The sequence below is a fragment of the Staphylococcus sp. FW104-15G4D genome (assembly GCF_058790135.1).
This window is the reverse complement of record NZ_JBYTCH010000001.1, coordinates 575,004-596,021: the sequence shown is the minus strand read 5'-3', so window position 1 is coordinate 596,021 and position 21,018 is coordinate 575,004. Positions and strand designations below refer to the sequence as shown.

The following is a 21,018-nucleotide window of genomic DNA, read 5'->3' as shown; positions in this document are numbered from 1 at the left end:
TAAAATAAGGTATAATAGAGAAAAGAAATTAAAGGGGAGAGAAAATATGAGCGAGGTAAAACATCTAGAGATAAATTATAAAACTGATGAGCTCTTTGAAGATTTTAGAGAGTTCGGCAATAAAGATCTCTATATGGTTGAAGAATTAAAAGGTCAAATGATAGATGCAAGTTCAGATTCACCTTTTTATGGCATTTTTGTAGGAGATAAATTAGCGGCAAGAATGGCTTTACTCGACAAAGGCGAAGTTGAAGAAACTTATTTCCCAGATTGTGATGATTACATTTTATTATGGAAATTAGAAGTTCTTGAAAAATATCAAGGTCGTGGCTATGCTAAAAAGCTTATCGATTTTGCTAAAGAAAATAATAAACCTATCAAAGCCATTGCTAGAAACAACTCAAAAGACTATTTCTTAAAACATGGTTTTGAGGATGTCGAAGCTAAAAACCCTGAAGGTCACGATGTATTAATTTGGAAACCTTAACGTTATATAAAAAGCCATTAAATGTATTTAGCATACATTCAATGGCTTTTTTCTATTCAACAATATTAATTAGTTCTGACAAATTACTGATCTCGTAATGAGGTTGTATATTAGAGTTATTTTCTTTTTCACGGTAATTAAACCAACATGTTTGAATATTAGCATTGAGGCCACCCATAACATCAGAGGTCAACGAATCTCCAACTATAATTGTTTCCTCTCTATTAATGTTTCCAATCTCATTAAAGATGTAATCAAAGAATTCTCGCATAGGTTTCTGGTAACCAGTCTGCTCTGAAATAAATATTCCATTAAATATATCATTAAAATTTGTCTGAGCAATACGACGCTGTTGCGTGATTGTCACACCATTCGTAACAATATATAATGAATGTTTATCTTTCAGCTGGTTAATAGTTTCAATCGTTTGATCGAAAAATTTAAGCGGCGCTTTAGCTAATTCATCTCTAAATATCTCATCCGCTTCTTTACCATCTACTTCTATGTAATAATCATTGAAATAATTAATAAATCGATGAGATAAAACTTGTTCTTTCGTCAATTCATTTTGTTGAAAAGCTTCCCAGTGTGATTGATTGACCTTTCTAAAATGTTGGAAATCTTGTTTAGTCGGAAAATGACCGTAATGTTTTGCCATATTATAAAATGCCTTTTCCTCTGCATCGTAAAAATCAACTATTGTACCATCGAAATCTAATAAGATATGTTTATATGTCACAATTTATCCCCGTTTCAAATTTTAATGAACAAACTTCTTATTCTTTTTAATAATAACAAATAATCTGCAAATAAAAAAAGACCAGAGCGCTTGCCCTGGTCCATCTAATCATATATTAGAATCCGAATACTTTACCTAATAAACCGATACCATTTTCAGCGATTCCTACGATGCTTGTACCTAATTTTGCCCAGTCATGGTCTTGTCCTGCTTTTACTGTGTTTGCGATTGCTTCTGCTAATTTAGTCATTAAAATCTCTCCCTTTATTTATATTTTAGATTTAGAATATTATTAAATTCGCTAATTAACCACCGAAGATTTTAGTGATAGCGTTAATACCATTTTCAGCGATACCAACAATGCTTGTACCTAATTTTGCCCAATCGTGATCTTGACCTGCTTTTACAGTGTTTGCGATTGCTTCTGCTAATTTTTGCATTATAATCTCTCCTTTTAGTAGTTTATTAAAAAATGAGTAAGTTGATTAAATTAGAATCCGAATACTTTACCTAATAAGCTGATTCCATTTTCAGCGATTCCTACGATGCTTGTACCTAATTTTGCCCAGTCATGGTCTTGTCCTGCTTTTACTGCGTTTGCGATTGCTTCTGCTAATTTAGTCATTATAGTCTCTCCTTTAGTTTATTTTATTTATAATTAAGTTCTTATTTATCGAAAATTAACCACCGAATACTTTAGTTAATGCACTTACACCGTTTTCTACGATATCAACGATGCTTGTACCTAATTTTGTCCAATCATGATCTTGTCCTGCTTTTACTGTGTTTGCGATTGCTTCTGCTAATTTTTGCATTATAATCTCTCCTTTATTATTAAAACGATATTAATAATCTGAATTATGCACCAATAAATTTAGAAATAACTTTTACACCATTGTCAACGATGTCAACAATGCTAGTTCCTAATTTTGTCCAATCTTGGTTGATTCCAGCATCGACTGTGTTTCTAATTGCGTCGAATAATTTTTCCATTACAAACACTCCTTCAGTAAAATGTGATAATGCGTGAGTTAATTAATTTAAAACGATGAATGAACTTGTGTTGTTTGTTTATCTATCGTTTTGTTACTTATACTATAAAGCGGATTTAGCACAATTTGTTTATATTTTCTTAAGTCGGTATTTAAAGGTCTAAACTGTGAAATGAAAACGTTTACACAACAGTTTGGAATTCCTTAGTGTATTGTTTACAATTCAATTGTTAAAAATTCCTTGCATCTTTACAATAAATTAACATTCTAGTATAAAAAGCACTACTATAGTGAAAAATATAAACATTTTTTATAAGAGAACTATTGCTAAAACTCCCCCATTTAGATATAATAATTCTTGTGTTAAAAAATGTCCTGGTAGCTCAGCTGGATAGAGCAATGGCCTTCTAAGCCATCGGTCGGGGGTTCGAATCCCTCCCAGGACGCTAATAATATACTTTTAAGACGATGAGGGATACTACAAATGTAGTATCCCTCATTTTTTAGTTAATAAAGATTATTTACACAAAGCGGATGGTTTAATTAGATTGATCACAAAAGATGCGTAGTTTAATTACGCTATCTTTTAATTACTTAAATATCGCTCTTCTAAAAAGAAAATGCATAACAATCATTAAATCCGCTAAAATTTTCCATTACTTGTGCCTAACTGTATTTAAACAATGCTAAAGTGTCGTAATCTAAAAAAATACCTGCCCTTTTACGGGCAGGTATCGTTTTCTAATGCTTATCTGTTTAAATATTTATCAAAACTGTATCTATTATTTTATTTTCTCTATTTCTAAAATTTAGTTCAGCCTGTGAGCCGGTATCATTAATAATAAGTTCAGCAAATGTTTCTTCTATATTACTGCGTGATTGTGAGATGCTACCTGGATTAATAACATGTACTCCAGCAATATTCTCATATTTAGCAACATGAGTATGTCCATAAAATGCAAATTGGCAAGATAGAGATTTTGCTTTTTCAGCAAGTTTCATACGCGTACGATTGACATCGTAAAAATGTCCATGTGTGTAAAAAGCTTTCATACCCTCTTCTTCAATTATCTCTTCTTCAGGAAATTCAGGATAAAAATCACAATTGCCTTTAACACGATGATATAGACTTAATTCCGTATCATTATATTGAAACTCCGAATCACCTAGATGTAGAAAGGCATCAGCATCTTGATGCTTTTCAAACACGTGATACAAAATCCCTGATTCATTATGATTATCACTAATAATAATCCACTTACTCATTTTGACCACCTTCTAGATACGCTTTCAACAATTGAATCGCATTTCCTCTGTGACTTATCTCACTTTTCTCTTCGTCAGTAAGTTCTGCCATTGTTCTCTTTTTATCAGGCACAAAGAAGATTGGATCATAACCAAATCCATGAGTCCCTTGTCTTGCATGAGTAATTTCACCAGAAACTGTGCCTTTAAATGTTTTAGTTTCTTCACCTGGTGCACTCATACTAATCACACAAACAAATTGTGCTCGTCGATCAGATTCATTCTCTAAATTAGCCAATAGCTTATCAATATTAGCATCATCACTTTTATCTAGTCCTGCATATCTTGCTGAATAGACACCTGGTTCACCTTTAAGTGCGAACACTTCAAGCCCACTATCATCAGCAATCACACGCTTATTTAACACCTTGGCTGCAGCTTCTGATTTTAATTTAGCATTCTCTTCAAATGTAGTACCTGTTTCCTCAACATCGAAATTTGGTAAAAGTTCAGAAATACCTATGACATTATCTTCTTTGAAAATAACTTTAAAGTCATTAATTTTACCTTTGTTATTCGATGCAATGACAATATCTGACATAACTATACTTACTCCCTTCTCTTACTCACCTACTGTAATTTGTTCAACTTGTACATTCATTTTAAGCCATTCGGCAATAATATTTTTGATATGTGTGGTATCACCAGTCGCAAAGAATCGATGTTTTGGATGTTCTGTATAACTCGCATGTTCATTACTAAACGTTAATAACGCACTTACTTCACGTGCAGTTTCTAATCCTGAAGAAATTACAGTTTTTTCACCATCAAAATAATCATAAATAGGTTTGTATAATAGAGGATAATGCGTACAACCTAAAATTACAGTATCAGCATCACTGTTTCTCCATTGTTTTAATGTCTGATGAATAACAATACTTGTGATAGTTGGGTCATTATATCTCATTTGTTCAACTAACGGTACAAAACCTGGACATGCCACACCATAAACATTGACGTTAGGATTAATCTTTTTAATATGAGTACGATAAGCTTCTGATTTAATTGTACCTTCAGTTCCTAATACTAAAACATTTTGATTTTTAGTCGTCATAATCGCAGTTCGTGCACCTGGTTCAATAACTCCAATAACAGGAATAGGCAACAATGTTTGTAAATGCTCTAATGCAACAGCTGTTGCTGTATTACAAGCAATGACTAACATTTTTATATCAAATTCCATTAATTTTTGAGCAATTTCTGTAGTAAACTGTTTAACTTCATCTCCAGGTCTAGGTCCATAAGGGCATCGTCCAATATCACCAAGATAATATATCGTCTCATTTGGTAATTGTCTCATGATTTCTTTGGCTACCGTTAAACCTCCCACACCTGAGTCGATAACACCTATAGGTTTATTCATATATCTTCATCCTTATTTTTTCAGTTAACCTTTATTTTATCACAATGGACTTATACTGTTTATTATTACGAATCTAGTTTTACTTTCTATTTTGAAAATGATTTCTAAGAAGCATACTAATTTAAAAAGACACTCATATTGATGGGAAATTTTTTTAAAACAAAAAACGACTAAGACTTTAACGTCTTAGTCGTAATATAATCGATATTAATCTACTTTATGGTCAGAACCGAAGAATGATTTAAACATATGGAATGATGTTTCTCTGTTTAAAGCTGCGATAGAAGTTGTCAATGGAATACCTTTAGGACAAGCATTCACACAGTTTTGAGAGTTACCACATTCTTGTAAACCACCAGTGCTCATTAAAGCATCTAAACGTTCATCTTTAGTCATTGAACCAGTTGGATGTAAGTCGAATAAACGCACTTGAGAAATCGCTTGAGCCCCAACGAATTTGTTATTAGGCGTTACATTTGGACATACTTCCAAGCAAACACCACATGTCATACATTTAGATAATTCGTAAGCTGTTTGACGTTTTTTCTCTGGCATACGTGGTCCAGGACCTAAATCGTACGTACCATCAATTGGAATCCAAGCTTTCATTCGTTTTAAGTTGTCGAACATTCTTGAACGGTCAACTTGTAAGTCACGAATAACTGGGAACGTACTCATAGGTTCTAAACGGATAGGTTGTTCTAATTGGTCAACGATTGCTGAACAAGATTGTCTTGCGCGACCATTGATAACCATTGAACAAGCTCCGCATACTTCTTCAAGACAGTTCATATCCCAAGTGACTGGAGTCGTCTTCTCACCTTTAGCATTAACAGGGTTACGTCTAATCTCCATTAAACATGCGATAACATTTAAATTCTCTTTGTAAGGAATTTCAAAAGTTTCTTCATATGGTTTAGATTCGTTATTGTCCTGTCTTTTAATGATTAATTTAACTGTTTTTTGATTAGATTGTTGATTCTGTTCTTTTGTTTGTTGATTACCTTGAGTTTCTGGAGTTTCTTTTACTGATTGTTCAGCCATTATTTTTTACCTCCCTTAGACTTACTAGTGTAATCACGTTTACGTGGTGGAATTAAACTTACATCAACTGGCTCGTAAGTAAATTCTGGTTTTTCAGTTCTACCTCTATAATGAGCCATTGTAGTTTTTAACCATTCATCATCATTACGATCTGGGAATTCAGGTTTGTAGTGTGCACCACGAGATTCATTACGGTTGTAAGCCCCAATAGTAATAACACGTGCTAATACTAGCATATTCCATAATTGACGAGTGAAGAATACGGCTTGGTTACTCCAAGTTTGTGTATCTTCCATATCGATATCTTCATAACGTTTCATCAATTCTTGGATTTTCTTATCTGTTTCTAATAATTTATCATTTTCACGTACAACTGTTACGTTAGCTGTCATAATTTCACCTAACTCACGGTGAAGTTTATAAGCATTTTCAGTACCACGCATATTTAACAGCTTGTCAAAACGTTCTTGTTCTTCTTTAACGCGTTTTTCATAAATACTGTCGTCTAACTCTGAATAAGAAGTTTCGATGTTTTGAACATATTTAACTGCGTTAGGACCTGCAACAGTACCACCATAAATTGCAGATAATAGAGAATTAGCTCCTAAACGGTTACCGCCATGTTGAGAGAAATCACACTCACCAGCAGCGAATAGACCTTTGATATTTGTCATTTGATCATAGTCTACATATAGTCCACCCATTGAGTAGTGTACAGCTGGGAAGATTTTCATTGGTACTTTACGAGGATCATCACCTGTGAATTTTTCATAGATCTCAATGATACCACCTAATTTAACGTCTAATTCATGTGGATCTTTATGAGATAAATCAAGGTATACCATGTTCTCGCCGTTGATACCTAATTTTTGGTTAATACATACATCAAAAATTTCACGCGTTGCGATATCACGAGGTACTAAGTTACCATAATCTGGGTATTTCTCTTCTAAGAAGTACCAAGGTTTACCATCTTTATATGTCCAAATACGTCCACCTTCCCCACGAGCTGATTCACTCATAAGACGTAATTTGTCATCTCCAGGAATAGCTGTTGGATGGATTTGAATAAACTCACCATTAGCATAAATTGCACCTTCTTGATAAACAATTGATGCTGCAGATCCTGTATTAATCATTGAGTTTGTTGTTTTACCGAAGATGATACCAGGACCACCTGTAGCCATAATAACTGCATCTGATCCAAATGATTGAATTTCTGATGTTGTCATATTTTGAGCAACGATACCTCTTGCTGCATCTTCATCATCTTTAACGATACCTAGGAATTCCCAGCCTTCGTATTTAGTTACTAATCCATCTACTTCATAAGAACGAACTTGTTCATCTAAAGCGTATAATAATTGTTGTCCTGTTGTAGCACCGGCAAATGCAGTTCTGTGATATAACGTACCACCAAAACGTCTGAAGTCTAATAAACCTTCGTTTGTTCTACTAAACATTACGCCCATACGGTCTAATAAGTGTATAATTTTTGGTGCTGCTTCAGCCATCGCTTTTACTGGTGGTTGGTTAGCTAAGAAGTCTCCCCCATATACTGTGTCGTCAAAGTGAATCCACGGAGAATCTCCTTCACCTTTAGTATTAACCGCACCATTAATGCCCCCCTGGGCACAAACAGAGTGCGAACGTTTTACAGGTACTAATGAGAATAAATCTACATGTGCACCTTGTTCTGCCGCTTTAATTGTTGACATCAGACCGGCAAGTCCTCCACCGACAACAATAACTTTTTTCTCTGCCATAGAAATGTCACTCCCCTGATATTAAAAATCTAAGACTTAAGTTGAAATCATCGTTGTTACATAAATGCGATAATAGCTGATACACCGATATAAGAAACCACTAAGAATACAATTAAAGAAATCCAAGTGAATACGCGTTGAGATTTTTTAGATTGTAAAAAGCCCCACGTAACACAGAATGACCATAAACCATTTGCAAAGTGGAATACTACCGCAATGATACAAATGATATAGAAAATTGCCCATAATGGATTTTTTAACGTTTCATGCATCATGTCGTAATCTACTGCTTTACCGAAAAATGCTTTCTGTAAGCGTGTTTGCCATAAGTGCATCGCAATGAAAATGAAAGCTAAAATACCACTTACACGTTGGAAGAAGAACATCCAGTTTCTAAATAGAGAATAATGACCGATGTTTTCTTTTGCAGTAAATGCGATATGTAGTCCAAAAAGTCCATGGTATAGCAATGGAATATAAATAAGTAAAAATTCTACCACAATTAAGAATGGTAATGATTCCATGAAACCAGATGCTTTATTGAAAGCCTCTGCGCCTTGTGTTGCTTGATGGTTTACCAATAAGTGAACAATTAAGAATGCACCAATTGGGATAATACCTAATAACGAATGTAGTCGTCTAAGGTAAAATTCGTTTTTTGATTGAGCCAAAAGGAGTCCCCCCTGTGAAACAAATATTTAAATTTGCTAATTCCCAGAAAATTGTATGCAATATGCCCTGAAATTCCATATAAAAGACTAGCTTACATTTACTTCTTTATTTGGTACTTGTACGTGTAAACACTTTAATTAAATGAGAAATAAATCCACACAAGTATGGCTTAAAAAAGTAAAAGGCTAGTGATTATAAAGAATTCTTTAATAAAGATGTGACGACTCATAGTTGAAGTTACCAACACTTAATTGATAACATTTCTCATTTAGAAAACGCTTCCACACAACCTTAAAAAAATTAGCTTTTGTTAACCATATTGTAACATTTTTTATACTACTTTTGGGCATGAGAATAATTCTCATGCCCATTTTTTTGAAATTTATTTATTTTGTAGTGCTTTTTGTAGGTTTTTAGCAACTTTTTCAGGTAGGCCTGCACCTTTTAAATCATCTAAATTTGCTTCCTTCATTTTCTTAATTGACCCAAAAGTTCTTAAAAGTGTAGTTTTTCTCTTGGCGCCAATACCATCTATATCGTCTAAGACTGATTTAAGTCCTGTTTTTTGTCGAGTTTGTCTATGGAACGTTATCGCAAAACGATGTACCTCATCTTGAATTCTATGGAGTAAGTAAAAGGCTTGGCTGTTTTTCTTCAACGGTACAATTTCAGCACTTGCTCCATAGAGTAATTCAGATGTTTGGTGTTTGTCGTTCTTTTGAAGTCCTGCAACTGGAATGTCTAAGCCTAATTCATTTTCAAGGACATCCATCACACCGTTCATATGACCTTTACCACCATCAACAATAATTAAATCTGGTAAGGGTAAGCCCTCATTTAAAACGCGCGTATAACGCCGACGTACTACTTCTCTCATCGATTTATAATCATCAGGCCCTTCTACGGTTTTAATTTTATATTTACGGTATCCTTTTTTATCTGGTTTACCATCTACAAAGGTCACCATTGCAGAAACAGGATCCACACCTTGAATATTGGAATTATCAAAAGCTTCTATTCTAATAGGAGTTTGAATTCCCATGCGTTCTCCTAACTCTTCTATAGCTTTAATAGTTCTAGATTCATCTCTTGCAATTAACTCGAATTTATTTTCAAGTTGCACTTCAGCATTGTGATTAGCTAAATCAACCATTTCTTTCTTAGCCCCACGAGAAGGTTGAACAATCTTTGTATCTACAACTGAATGAATCATCTCTTTATCAAGGTTCTTTGGAACATGAACTTCCTTAGGTAAGATATGTTGATTTAAGCTATAGAATTGTCCTATGAAAGTATAAAACTCTTCTTCCTCTGATTGTTGTATCGGTATCATTGTTGCATCTCGTTTTATCATATTTCCTTGTCTAATGAAGAAAACTTGTACACACATCCACCCCTTAGAAACGTTATATCCAAAGACATCTCTAATTGTATTATCAGTAGACATAATTTTTTGTTTTTTCGTTAAGTTGTGAATATGTTGAATCATATCACGATACTCTTTCGCTTGTTCAAAGTCTAAATCTTCACTAGCTTTTGTCATTCTACTCTCTAAATTATGAATAATCGTTTTATCTTCACCATTTAGAAAATCCGTAATTTCTTTAGTCATTTGTGCATATTTATCTAAATCAACATCATAAACACACGGCCCCATACATTGGCCTATATGGTAGTATAAGCACAGTTTATCAGGCATATTATCACATTTTCTAAAAGGATAAATACGATCTAACAATTTCTTTGTCTCTTGAGCAGAATACGCATTAGGATAAGGACCGAAGTATTTTCCAGTTCCTTTTTTCACAGTGCGTGTAACAATCAGTCTTGGATGCTTTTCTTTTGTGATTTTAATAAAAGGATAACTTTTGTCATCTTTAAGTAAAATATTGTAACGCGGTTGATATTGTTTAATTAAATTTAATTCTAGTAATAAAGATTCAGTCTCACTTGAAGTCACAATAAATTCAAAGTTTCGTATCTCACTAACAAGTCGGGTCGTCTTAGCATCATGTGCACCAGTAAAGTAAGAACGTAGGCGATTTCTTAATTTTTTTGCTTTACCTACATAAATCACTTGGTCATTTCTATCTTTCATTAAATAGCAACCAGGTTCTAACGGCACTACATTCAATTTTTCCTTAATTTTCTTTTGATAGTCCTCCAATTTTTTCCTCCTTTCTTTTAATTTTTATAATTATTATTTATAAACAAAATAAAGCTGGAGCATTTACATAATGAAATGCCCCAGTCTTAAGTCATATAATTCTTATAGATGTTTATCTAATACTTCTGCTAAGTTTTCTTTTGGTTGGAAACCTACAACTTTATCAACTGGTTGACCATCTTTAAACACGATTAAAGTTGGAATACTCATTACTTCGTATTTTGCAGCAGTTGATGGGTTTTCATCAACATCTAATTTTAAAATATCAGCTTTACCGTCATAATCTCCGGCTAACTCCTCTAGTACTGGAGCGATCATTTTACAAGGTCCGCACCAAGTAGCCCAGAAGTCTACTAATTTAACGCCAGATTCAATTTTAGTATCGAAATCAGAGTCAGTTACTTTTACGATTGCCATAAATGCCAATCCTCCTTAATTTTTAAATGATGAGCAAATTATAACAGACTTTAATAACAACTGCATTGCTATTGCTCAATTAAAGTATGATTATCTCATTTGCTTCATCACATCATTTTATTAACTAATAATACTGGGTTTATTGTACGTTATTTTCTCAAAAAATCAAATGCAGTGCTTGAATTAATCAATCATTAATCATTTGAGTTCTGCAACCGTTACGCCAAATCCACCTTCACTAGGCATACCACCTCTAAATTTGCTGACACTTTTATGTTTTTTTAAATGCTGTTGAACACCTTTTTGAAGCGCGCCTGTGCCTTTACCATGAATAATGTAAACTTGCTCATAATTACTTAAAACTGCTTGATCTAGATATTGATCTAATTCTATTAGTGCTTCCTCATAACGATATCCTCTTAAATCAAGTTCAGTCTTAATCGTTTGTCTATTTTGACGTGTAACCATTTTAGCTGGTTTTTCTTTTTTCTTCTTCGTTTTCTCTAAATCTTCAATAGGTAATTTCATTTTAATGATACCCATTTGCACAACTGCTTCATCTTCACCAACAAGTTCAAGCACCTCACCTTTTTGACCATATGAGAGCACTTTCACTTCATCACCAGCGTTAATTTTATCGTATTTTTTCTTCTGAACACTTTGTTTAATTGACTTCGCTTCATATTGGTCATCTAATTGTTTTTTCTTATCAATTAATTCATGTTCTTTAACTTCTGCACCTTTGTTGTCACGTAAATCTCTTAATTCTTTAAGAATTGTATCCGCTTCTTTAGTCGCAGATTTAACACGTTGATTCGCTTTTTCTTTCGCTTCATTCATCAATGATTGTTCATAGTTTTGATATTGTTGATATTGCTTCGCAAGGGCATCGTGAGTTTCTTGAGCTTCACGAACAAGACGATCTAGTTCAATACGTTGTTCATCTACACGCTTAGAATTTCTTTCCAAAGATTCTATCATTGAGTTAATTTCTTGTTCATCTGTACCAATCATTGTTTTAGCTTTATTAATGATATTGAGGCCAAGTCCCAACTTTTTAGAAATATCGAATGCGTTTGAACGCCCAGGTACGCCCATGAGCAATTTATAGGTTGGGCTTAACGTATCAACATTGAACTCCACACTAGCATTCATGACACCTTCGCGATTATAACTATATGCTTTTAACTCTGGGTAATGGGTTGTTGCCATAACAAGTGATCCTAGGTTGCGAACGTAATCTAGGATACTCATTGCTAACGCTGCACCTTCACTAGGATCAGTCCCTGCGCCCAATTCATCAAATAATATTAAGCTATTTTTATCTGCTTCATGTAAGATTTCAACAATATTCTTCATATGAGATGAGAAAGTTGATAAAGACTGTTCAATTGATTGTTCATCGCCTATATCGCAGTATACATTTTCGAAAATACTTAATTGACTGCCATCAAGCGTTGGTATTAATAAACCAGATTGTGCCATGACAATAATAAGTCCAAGTGTCTTTAAAGTAACAGTCTTACCGCCTGTATTTGGCCCTGTAATAATCACCGTTTCAACATCATCGATAAATTCAATCGTATTTGAAACGACAGTTTCTTTATCTAATAATGGATGAAACGCGTTGGGAAGATAAACCGTTCTCTCTTTCTTAAAAGTAGGTTTAGTTCCCTTAATCGAACGTGCATAACGTGCTTTAGCAATTAAGAAATCAATTTGCCCCATCACTGATTCAGCTATAAGTATGGAATCGGCTTCTACAGCTACTTGACCGGTCAATTCAGTAAGAATACGTTCGCGTTCCACAGCCTCATCGTTACGCAAACGACTGATTTGATTATTCATCTCTACAACTGAACTGGGTTCAATATAAAGAGTTTGTCCAGAGGCTGATTGATCATGCACAATACCATTAAAATCTTGACGATATTCCGCTTTAACTGGAATTACGTTACGGTCATTTCTAACTGTGACAATGGCATCAGATAACTTCTTTTGATTGCTCTGACTTTTAACAATACGATCTAAATTCTGACGTATTCGTTGATTAGTACTAGAAATTTTGCTTCTAATACCTTGTAGTGCATAACTTGCATGGTCATATAAATCATAAGTATCACATTTATCTTTGATTTCTTGAAATAAATCAGTTAGTACCGGAAGCTGACTCATCTTTTCATCTAATATCGGGTACTTTACTTCTTCATCTTCTTCTAAGAGTTGGTTGTAAAACGTCTTAAATTGATTTTGAACTTGAATAAGTCGTTTAATTACATTCAATTCAGTCACATTTAGAACGCCACCAATATTCGCTCTATGAATAAGTGGTGATACCTTAGCTAAACCACTTAAACTTGGTAATCGATGTTTATTGTATATTTGAGAAATTTCATCAGTTTCATTGATTTGAAATTCAACAGTTTCAAATTCAGTTGCTGGTGTCATTGCATCTACTTTTTCACGACCTAAATCACTTATTGTTTCATCCGCAACAAAGGATTTAATCTTGTCGAATTCCAAAACATCTAATGTCTTTTGTCTCATGCAATCCCTCTATTTCTTTAATTTAATATTATTTTCAACGAGTGATTTAAACTCTTCTCGTGATAACGCATTGATCACTCTATCTTTTTTTACAAAACCTTTTTGAGCCGTAGCCACACCGTACTTCATAAACTCTAAATGATTCGTATGGTGTGCATCTGTATTAATTGTTAACTTAACGTTAGGATATTTACGTACAGTCTCAGCATTTAAATCTAAACGTTTAGGATTCGCGTTAATTTCTAATATCGTATTTGTTTCTTCAGCTAATTTCATTAATTTTTCTATATTAGGTTTATAACCAGGTCGTCGTCCAATGATTCGACCCGTCGGATGCGCAATATGACGCACGTATGGATTTTTACAAGCTACTTCTAAACGTTTCATAATCTCATCTTCAGATTGATTGAAACTTTGATGGATAGCAGCTATCACATAATCAAGTTGTGCTAAGACTTCGTCATCATAATCAAGTGAACCATCTGGTAATATATCCATTTCTGTACCAGAATAAATATCAATTTCATCATATTCTTCATTTAACTTTTTGATTTCTTCATTTTGTCGTAAGAGACGCTCTACCTGTAAACCATTTGCAACTTTCAAACTTTGTGAGTGATCTGTGATTACCATGAATTGATAACCTTTAGCAATATTTGCTTCTACCATTTCTCTAATTGAAAAAGCACCATCACTATACGTTGTATGCATATGAATATCACCATTAATATCCTCTAAAGAAATGATATCGCTTAAATCTTTATCAAATTCACTGCCATCTTCTCGCATTGCAGGTGCAATCCAATTTACGTCAAAATGGTTATAAATCTCTTCTTCACTTTGAAATTGCAGTAATGTACCATCAGCTTGTTCTATACCGTATTCACTTACTTTTTCATTACGTTCTTTAGCTAATTGTCGAATACGGATGTTATGGTCTTTAGAACCGGTAAAGTGTTGAAGCGTATGGTAGAAGGCTTTAGGCTCAATTAATCTAAAGTCTACACCTATCGTCTCATCATCATAAGATAACTCTAAAGATACTTTAGTATCCCCAACTGCAACTTCTTTTACTTTGTTAGGAATATCAAGCAATTGTTGTTGAACTTCTAGAGGTTGTTCCGTACTAATAATGAAGTCTAAATCTTTACTCATTTCTTTATAACGTCTAAAACTTCCTGCAGAAGAATAATTATCTACATGTTTAAGCTTTTTAATGAAATCAATAATTTCATTATTCAGACCTCTCATTTGATCAATCGGATAACTGTCTTTTTTGGCTCCTAGTGCTTTAACTGCTTCTAAAATATTCTGTTCAGTCTTCTTTGCGAAGCCACTTAGTTTACTGACTTCACCTTCTTCACAAGCTTTCTGTAAACTTTCTTTATCAATAATATGAAGTTCTTTATAAAGTTTAGCGATTTTCTTACTACCTAGTCCTTGAATTTTTAATAAAGGGACTAATCCTTCAGGTACTTCCTCTTGGAGGGCTTGTAAGGTGCTAGACTCACCTTGATTTCTAAATTCGTTGATAACTTCGCCCACACCTTTACCGATACCCTTAAGCTCGGTAACATCCTCAATTTCATCTAAAGGACGCTCATCTATTTCCAAACTTTGAGCTGCTTTTCGATAGGCAGATACTTTAAATGTGTTTTCCCCTTTTAACTCCATATATGTTGCTATTTTTTCTAACAATTGAATTACATCTTTTTTAGTCATATACATCTCTCCATAAAAAGAAGACCAGGACACAACATTAAAGTTAGCTCTAGTCCTGACCTTATATAATTAGTTTATAAATTTAAAATAACCTGTGATACGTATGGTAAATTTAAAATTATCCTTTTACATATTAACGATTGTGCTATTTGATTTTGAATTAATGGCTCGGGATATAATGAAATAAAATATAGTCCAATTTGAATCACAATTAAGCTCATTATTAAACCTAGAATAATTCCTATAATTCTACTAACTAATTGATGTTTCTGATACGCTACTATATTATCAAATGTAACAATAATTAGATACAAAATAAGCTTAGCTAGCGTAGCTAAAATAAGGAATGCAACAATATTTTCAAATCGTTGTTGCAATTGATTAAAATGAATTGCATAAGATGTGTCATATGCTACCGTTTTAGGAAATGGTACAAACACAATCAGCCTTTGCACTATAGGCTTATAAAACTGAGATGCAATCCATAATGATACGATTGAAGAAATAAAATGTAGTGTCGACAACCACGTCCCCCTACGGAAACCAATCATCATAAAGTAGAAAATCAATATAATGACAACTAAATCAACAACCATCTAATCTTCACTTTGTTTAAATTGATTGATTTCTTGTTGTAATCGACGATTTTCTTCTTCTAGTAAAACTTTCTCATGCATAATATTTACCGCTGTTAAAATCGATTTACGAGTAGTATCTAAGCCTGCGGATTTTTGACCTAATTCTTGCATTTTCTCATCTACAAGATGTGCAACATAACGAATATGCTCAGGACTGTCATCGCCAATGATTGTGAAATGTTGATCGTTGATCGTAACATTTATTCTATTTTTAAATTCACTCATGTTTAATTGCTCCTGACCTAATATTTAAATGATTTTAACTTTCTATAATTTAAGACTTCAAGATTTTTTTCTTAATCTTGAAAATAAATAGCTATATGATTTAACTTCAATTTTTACTTATCAACACACATTATACATGAGAGTAAAAAATTATGTAAGTAGCTATTATCAAACAATTTAAGACATCGTATCATGTTAAATCATTTAATAGTTATATTGTTATATTCATCAATGAGATAGAAAATGAAATTTGATAGAATGTATGAGTACGAAATTAAAAGTGAGGTTACTTATTATGGGAAATGTCGTTCATAAATTAACTCAAAGTGAAATAGATCAATTATTATCACAAATTCAATTTGAAACAACTCAATTGCCACAAGGCATGAGAGCACGAACTAAATACCAAAACACTACAATTAATATATATCATTCAGGAAAGGTCATGTTCCAAGGAAAGAATGCAGAATTAGTAGCTCAACGCATGTTACCTAATCAAGCTATATATTCATCTTCTCAATCAAAAACATCTACCTCTAAACAGTCGTCAATTCAATATAATAAATATAATTGCATAGGTAGTGATGAAGCAGGTAGCGGTGATTACTTTGGTCCTTTAACCGTCTGTGCAGCATACGTCTCAGAGAAAAATGCACAAGTTTTAAAAACCTTAGGCGTGGATGATTCAAAAAAATTAACAGATGACAAAATTGTTGAACTAGCTGAACAGCTTATTACTTTTATCCCTCACTCACTACTAACTTTAAATAATGTGAAGTATAATGAGCGTCAGAAGATGGGCTGGTCACAAGTAAAAATTAAAGCCGTTTTACATAATGAAGCAATCAAAAATGTTGTTCAAAAAATTGACGTGGATCACTTAGATTATATCGTGATTGACCAATTTGCTAAACGGGAAGTATACCAGCATTATGCACTTTCCGAACTACCTTTTCCTAAAAAAACTCAATTTGAAACTAAGGGTGAATCAAAATCACTAGCTATTGCAGCAGCTAGTATTATCTCGCGATATGCTTTCGTAAAACATATGAACCAAATAACACAACAAATTAAAATGGAAGTTCCAAAAGGTGCAAGTAATAAAGTTGACTTATTCGCGGCTAAAATCATTCAAAAATCTGGCTTAAGCCAACTTGATGCTATATCTAAGAAACATTTTAAAAATCGAGATAAAGCACTAGCTTTAATCGAGAAAAAATATACTTAAATATACAAAGACCTATCCTCATTAAAAATTTCATTTTAAGGATAGGTCTTTTTTAGTTAATTATCTTATTGTAGCACCTTGCTGTTGTAAGGCTTCTAAAATTTTGTCGTGTACTGCTGTTACACGTTCGTCTGTAAGAGTATTTTCAGTATCTAAATAATTCAATCTAATAGCTACTGATTTTTTACCTTCTTCTAAGTGTTCACCTTCGTATACATCAAATACTAACGTATCATTTAAAATGTCTTCCCCATTATTATGAATAGTAGATATTAAATCTGAAGCAGGAACTTCATGATTCACTTCTAACGCTATATCTCTTGATACACCTGGGAATCTAGGTATTGGTTCATAATTAATATAACCAACAGACACTCTCATAATAGCGTCATAATTTAATTCAAATACATATGTGCGTTTTAAATCATTTTCTGCAGCAAGTGTTGGATGTAACTCACCAATAAAACCAATATCTTCTCCATTTAACGAAACTATAGCTGTTCTACCTGGGTGTAAACCTTGGATTTGACCTGCTCTATAATCAAATTTAATATTTAGTTTTTCAGCTACACGATCAACAACACCCTTAGCTAAATAGAAATCTACTGACTCTTTTTTACTTTGCCAAGCATGATTAACATATTGTCCCGTTAAAATACCGCTTAAATATTCGACTTCATCTGGTAACTCTCCTTCCCCATTACCGAAGAAGACACGACCAATTTCATACAATTTAACATCTGAGTTTTTACGCGCAACATTGTATGCCACAGCTTCAATAAGATGAGGTAAAAGACTTTGTCTTAACGTAGAATGCGCTTCACTCATTGGCATCAATAATTCGATAGTAGGACGATCTTGTAAAGCAAAGTCCTTAGCGTGATCTTTAGATATTAATGAATAAGTGATAGCTTGATCAAGCCCAGCACCTTCAAGAGTTTCTTTTACAGTACGTGTTTTATATTGACGATCTGTTAGTGATCCACTTGTTACATCTTCAAATACAGGAAGCGTTGAAGGAATTTCGTCATAACCATATATACGTGCAACCTCTTCAATTAAATCTTCTTTAATTGAAATATCTTTACGACGAGATGGCACATTAACTGTTAATTGTCCATTTTGATTTTGGGTTTCAAACCCGAGTTGTTCAAAGATATTAACGATATCATCGTCACTTAAGTTAAATCCAATTGTTTGGTTTACCTTTTCAGCAGTAATATTGATTGGAGTAACCATTGCTCCTAAATCACCTGCTGCTACTCTATCTTTTAACACTGTACCTGTTGCATATCTTTCTAGTAAATAACAAGCTCTATCAACTGCTTCATCAACAAATTCAGTTGCAATACCTTTTTCAAAACGGCTTGATGATTCACTTCTTAGGTTTAAACGACGAGAAGTATGACGAATAGATACTGGATCAAAGATCGCACCTTCGATAACAACATTGCGTGTTTGATCAGTAACTTCTGAGAAGTCTCCACCCATAACGCCACCTAGAGCTATCGGCTCATTGCCGTTTGTAATAACGATATCTGAATCTAATAAGTCGCGCTCGGCGTTATCTAAAGTCGTCATTTTTTCATTTGAATTTGCTTGTCTTACTTCAATCTTTTGTGAACCAATTTGATTTTGGTCAAACATATGAAGTGGCTGACCATACTCTAATAGAACATAGTTAGAAATATCTACCACATTATTAATAGGGCGAATTCCCGCCTTCATCAAGCGTGCTTGCATCCATACTGGTGATGGCGCAATCGTTACATCATGAACGATTCTTGCACTGTAATAAGGTACTTTATCTTCATTTTGAACTGTAACAGATAATTCATCACTGGCTGATTTATCACTTTCTTGACTTGAAGTTTGAGGTTTTGTCATTTCAGTTTGGTATAAAGCAGCTACTTCATAAGCTGTGCCCACCATACTTAATGCGTCTGCACGGTTAGGAGTTAAGTCAAATTCCATCACCTGATCATTAAAATATAATGCTTCAAGCGCATCTGTACCTGGAGTCACTTCTGTTGGAAATACATAAATACCTGATTCGAACGCTTTAGGCGTAACGTGACTTGAAATACCTATTTCTTGTAACGAACAAATCATACCTTCTGAGCGTTCACCACGTAGCTTCGCACGTTTAATTTTAACGCCACCAGGTAGACGACCTCCAACTTTCGCAACAATGACATGCTGACCTTCATCAACATTTGGAGCACCACATACGATTTGAACCGGCTCATCCTCGCCTAAATCAACTTGACAAATATTCAATTTATCGGCGTCTGGATGCGGTGCTTTTGACACAACATGACCAACCACTAAATTTTTTATATCTTTCGTATAATCGATAATGTCATCAACCTCAATACCTGTGCGTGTAATTCTTTCAGCTAAATCTTGAACAGGTTGATCAACATTGACATAATCTTTTAACCACTCATTTGAAATCAACATTATTGGTCACCTCTATCTTCTACTGCTTTAAATTGATCTAAGAATCTAACATCATTTGTATAGAAATGACGAATATCTTCAATACCATATTTCAACATTGCGATTCGATCTGGCCCCATTCCAAATGCGAATCCTGAATATTCATTAGAATCAAAGCCCGCCATTTCAAGAACGTTTGGATGTACCATTCCAGCGCCTAAAATTTCTATCCAACCTGTATGTTTGCAGACATTGCAACCTTCTCCTTTACATTTGAAACAAGAGACATCAACTTCGACTGATGGTTCTGTAAAAGGGAAATAACTTGGACGTAGACGAATTTCTCGTTCAGCACCGAATAATTTCTTGGCTAATAACTCTAAAGTACCTTTCAAATCACTCATTTTAATATTTTTATCAACGACTAATCCTTCAATTTGTGTAAATTGATGACTATGTGTCGCATCATCCGAGTCACGACGGTACACCTTACCCGGACAAATAATTTTAACTGGACCCTGTCCACCACGTTTCTCCATTGTTCGTGCTTGAACTGGTGACGTGTGCGTACGCATTAATATTTCTTCAGTAATATAGAAACTATCCTGCATATCTCGTGCAGGGTGAGACTTAGGTAAATTTAAAGCTTCAAAATTATAATAATCTTGTTCAACTTCATACCCATCTACAATCTCATAACCTAAACCGAGGAACAAATCCTCAATCTCTTCAACTGTGCGAGTAAGAGGATGCTTTGAACCCATCTCAATATGGCGACTAGGTAATGTCACATCAATCGTTTCCTCAGCAAGCTGTTGGTTTAATTTCTCTTCTTTTAATAACTTTTGTCTTTCATCTAATTCATTCTGAATTGTTTGACGCAATTCATTTACTTTTTGACCATATGCAGGTTTCTCTTCATTAGGTAAATCTTTCATATTTTTCATTAGACCACTTACTGAACCTTTTTTACCTAAATACTTAACCTTTACATCTTGCAATGCACGTTCATTATCTGCTTCATTAATATCAACGAGAGCTTGTTGTTTTAATTCCGCCATCGTATCATTTTGAGTCATGACCGAACTCCTCCTTTTAATGCCACTATTTTATTTTTTGAAAATGAAAACTCAAATACTTCAACATCAAAAAAGCTTTCACCCCATATCGAACTGGGACGAAAGCTTTCCGTGGTACCACCCAAATTTATGCCTAAGCATACACTTGTATATCTATTGATAACGGAATGACAATTCCGACTTAA

Annotated in this window: 22 protein-coding genes and 1 tRNA gene; 3 read left to right on the top strand and 20 right to left on the bottom strand. The window is 33.8% G+C overall.

Annotated elements, in window-relative coordinates:
- Positions 1–46 precede the first annotated feature (46 nt).
- Positions 47–487, top strand: coding sequence for an N-acetyltransferase (locus AC3WQX_RS03065; protein ID WP_002435175.1), 441 nt, complete (start codon positions 47–49; stop codon positions 485–487).
- A 52-nt stretch (positions 488–539) separates the two neighbouring features.
- Here AC3WQX_RS03065 and AC3WQX_RS03060 read toward each other — a convergent pair whose 3' ends face one another.
- The 6 genes from AC3WQX_RS03060 to AC3WQX_RS03035 form a co-directional block, all read right to left on the bottom strand.
- Entirely contained in the window at positions 540–1,226 is a 687-nt protein-coding gene (locus tag AC3WQX_RS03060) for a YjjG family noncanonical pyrimidine nucleotidase (RefSeq protein WP_023350437.1), read from the bottom strand.
- Positions 1,227–1,341: 115 nt separating this feature from the next.
- Positions 1,342–1,476, bottom strand: coding sequence for a beta-class phenol-soluble modulin (locus AC3WQX_RS03055; RefSeq protein WP_002435157.1), 135 nt, complete (start codon positions 1,474–1,476; stop codon positions 1,342–1,344).
- Positions 1,477–1,531: 55 nt separating this feature from the next.
- Entirely contained in the window at positions 1,532–1,666 is a 135-nt protein-coding gene (locus AC3WQX_RS03050) for a beta-class phenol-soluble modulin (RefSeq protein ID WP_002435067.1), read from the bottom strand.
- Between the two features lie 50 nt (positions 1,667–1,716).
- Complete coding sequence (locus AC3WQX_RS03045; RefSeq protein ID WP_492739787.1) at positions 1,717–1,851, bottom strand: beta-class phenol-soluble modulin; 135 nt, start codon at positions 1,849–1,851, stop codon at positions 1,717–1,719.
- A 55-nt stretch (positions 1,852–1,906) separates the two neighbouring features.
- A complete protein-coding gene (locus AC3WQX_RS03040; RefSeq protein ID WP_002435168.1) occupies positions 1,907–2,041 on the bottom strand; it encodes a beta-class phenol-soluble modulin in 135 nt (44 codons plus the stop codon).
- Positions 2,042–2,084: 43 nt separating this feature from the next.
- Complete coding sequence (locus AC3WQX_RS03035; RefSeq protein ID WP_002435197.1) at positions 2,085–2,219, bottom strand: beta-class phenol-soluble modulin; 135 nt, start codon at positions 2,217–2,219, stop codon at positions 2,085–2,087.
- Between the two features lie 371 nt (positions 2,220–2,590).
- Between AC3WQX_RS03035 and AC3WQX_RS03030 the strand changes: the two genes are divergently transcribed.
- Positions 2,591–2,664: transfer RNA gene (locus AC3WQX_RS03030), tRNA-Arg, on the top strand.
- Positions 2,665–2,974: 310 nt separating this feature from the next.
- Here AC3WQX_RS03030 and AC3WQX_RS03025 read toward each other — a convergent pair.
- From AC3WQX_RS03025 to zapA, 12 genes are all read right to left on the bottom strand, one after another.
- Entirely contained in the window at positions 2,975–3,484 is a 510-nt protein-coding gene (locus AC3WQX_RS03025; protein ID WP_023350439.1) for a YfcE family phosphodiesterase, read from the bottom strand.
- Complete coding sequence (locus AC3WQX_RS03020) at positions 3,477–4,064, bottom strand: XTP/dITP diphosphatase (protein WP_030065269.1); 588 nt, start codon at positions 4,062–4,064, stop codon at positions 3,477–3,479. Before AC3WQX_RS03020 ends, AC3WQX_RS03025 begins: the two co-directional genes overlap by 8 nt.
- 21 nt (positions 4,065–4,085) lie before the next feature.
- Positions 4,086–4,886 (bottom strand): glutamate racemase, encoded by an 801-nt coding sequence (gene racE / locus AC3WQX_RS03015; RefSeq protein WP_002435221.1) that lies wholly within the window; start codon positions 4,884–4,886, stop codon positions 4,086–4,088.
- Positions 4,887–5,093: 207 nt separating this feature from the next.
- Positions 5,094–5,930 carry a succinate dehydrogenase iron-sulfur subunit gene (sdhB, locus tag AC3WQX_RS03010; protein ID WP_002435188.1) on the bottom strand — a complete coding sequence of 279 codons (837 nt, stop codon included), beginning with the start codon at positions 5,928–5,930 and terminating at the stop codon, positions 5,094–5,096.
- Positions 5,930–7,696, bottom strand: coding sequence for a succinate dehydrogenase flavoprotein subunit (gene sdhA, locus AC3WQX_RS03005; RefSeq protein ID WP_002435075.1), 1,767 nt, complete (start codon positions 7,694–7,696; stop codon positions 5,930–5,932). Before sdhA ends, sdhB begins: the two co-directional genes overlap by 1 nt.
- A gap of 56 nt (positions 7,697–7,752) precedes the next feature.
- A complete protein-coding gene (locus AC3WQX_RS03000; RefSeq protein WP_002435177.1) occupies positions 7,753–8,367 on the bottom strand; it encodes a succinate dehydrogenase cytochrome b558 subunit in 615 nt (204 codons plus the stop codon).
- 383 nt (positions 8,368–8,750) lie between these two features.
- On the bottom strand, positions 8,751–10,535 hold the full coding sequence (gene uvrC, locus AC3WQX_RS02995) for an excinuclease ABC subunit UvrC (RefSeq protein WP_023350441.1): 1,785 nt from the start codon (positions 10,533–10,535) through the stop codon (positions 8,751–8,753).
- A 102-nt stretch (positions 10,536–10,637) separates the two neighbouring features.
- Positions 10,638–10,952, bottom strand: coding sequence for a thioredoxin (gene trxA, locus AC3WQX_RS02990; RefSeq protein ID WP_002435174.1), 315 nt, complete (start codon positions 10,950–10,952; stop codon positions 10,638–10,640).
- A gap of 198 nt (positions 10,953–11,150) precedes the next feature.
- Positions 11,151–13,499 carry an endonuclease MutS2 gene (locus tag AC3WQX_RS02985; protein ID WP_002435268.1) on the bottom strand — a complete coding sequence of 783 codons (2,349 nt, stop codon included), beginning with the start codon at positions 13,497–13,499 and terminating at the stop codon, positions 11,151–11,153.
- A gap of 9 nt (positions 13,500–13,508) precedes the next feature.
- On the bottom strand, positions 13,509–15,221 hold the full coding sequence (gene polX, locus AC3WQX_RS02980; protein ID WP_023350442.1) for a DNA polymerase/3'-5' exonuclease PolX: 1,713 nt from the start codon (positions 15,219–15,221) through the stop codon (positions 13,509–13,511).
- 74 nt (positions 15,222–15,295) lie between these two features.
- Entirely contained in the window at positions 15,296–15,817 is a 522-nt protein-coding gene (locus AC3WQX_RS02975; protein ID WP_023350443.1) for a CvpA family protein, read from the bottom strand.
- A complete protein-coding gene (gene zapA / locus AC3WQX_RS02970) occupies positions 15,818–16,084 on the bottom strand; it encodes a cell division protein ZapA (protein WP_002435154.1) in 267 nt (88 codons plus the stop codon).
- 295 nt (positions 16,085–16,379) lie between these two features.
- Between zapA and rnhC the strand changes: the two genes are divergently transcribed.
- Entirely contained in the window at positions 16,380–17,312 is a 933-nt protein-coding gene (rnhC, locus tag AC3WQX_RS02965) for a ribonuclease HIII (protein ID WP_492739785.1), read from the top strand.
- A gap of 60 nt (positions 17,313–17,372) precedes the next feature.
- Here rnhC and pheT read toward each other — a convergent pair whose 3' ends face one another.
- Complete coding sequence (gene pheT / locus AC3WQX_RS02960; protein ID WP_002435179.1) at positions 17,373–19,775, bottom strand: phenylalanine--tRNA ligase subunit beta; 2,403 nt, start codon at positions 19,773–19,775, stop codon at positions 17,373–17,375.
- Positions 19,775–20,833 carry a phenylalanine--tRNA ligase subunit alpha gene (pheS, locus tag AC3WQX_RS02955; protein WP_002435139.1) on the bottom strand — a complete coding sequence of 353 codons (1,059 nt, stop codon included), beginning with the start codon at positions 20,831–20,833 and terminating at the stop codon, positions 19,775–19,777. Before pheS ends, pheT begins: the two co-directional genes overlap by 1 nt.
- Between the last annotated feature and the right edge of the window lie 185 nt (positions 20,834–21,018).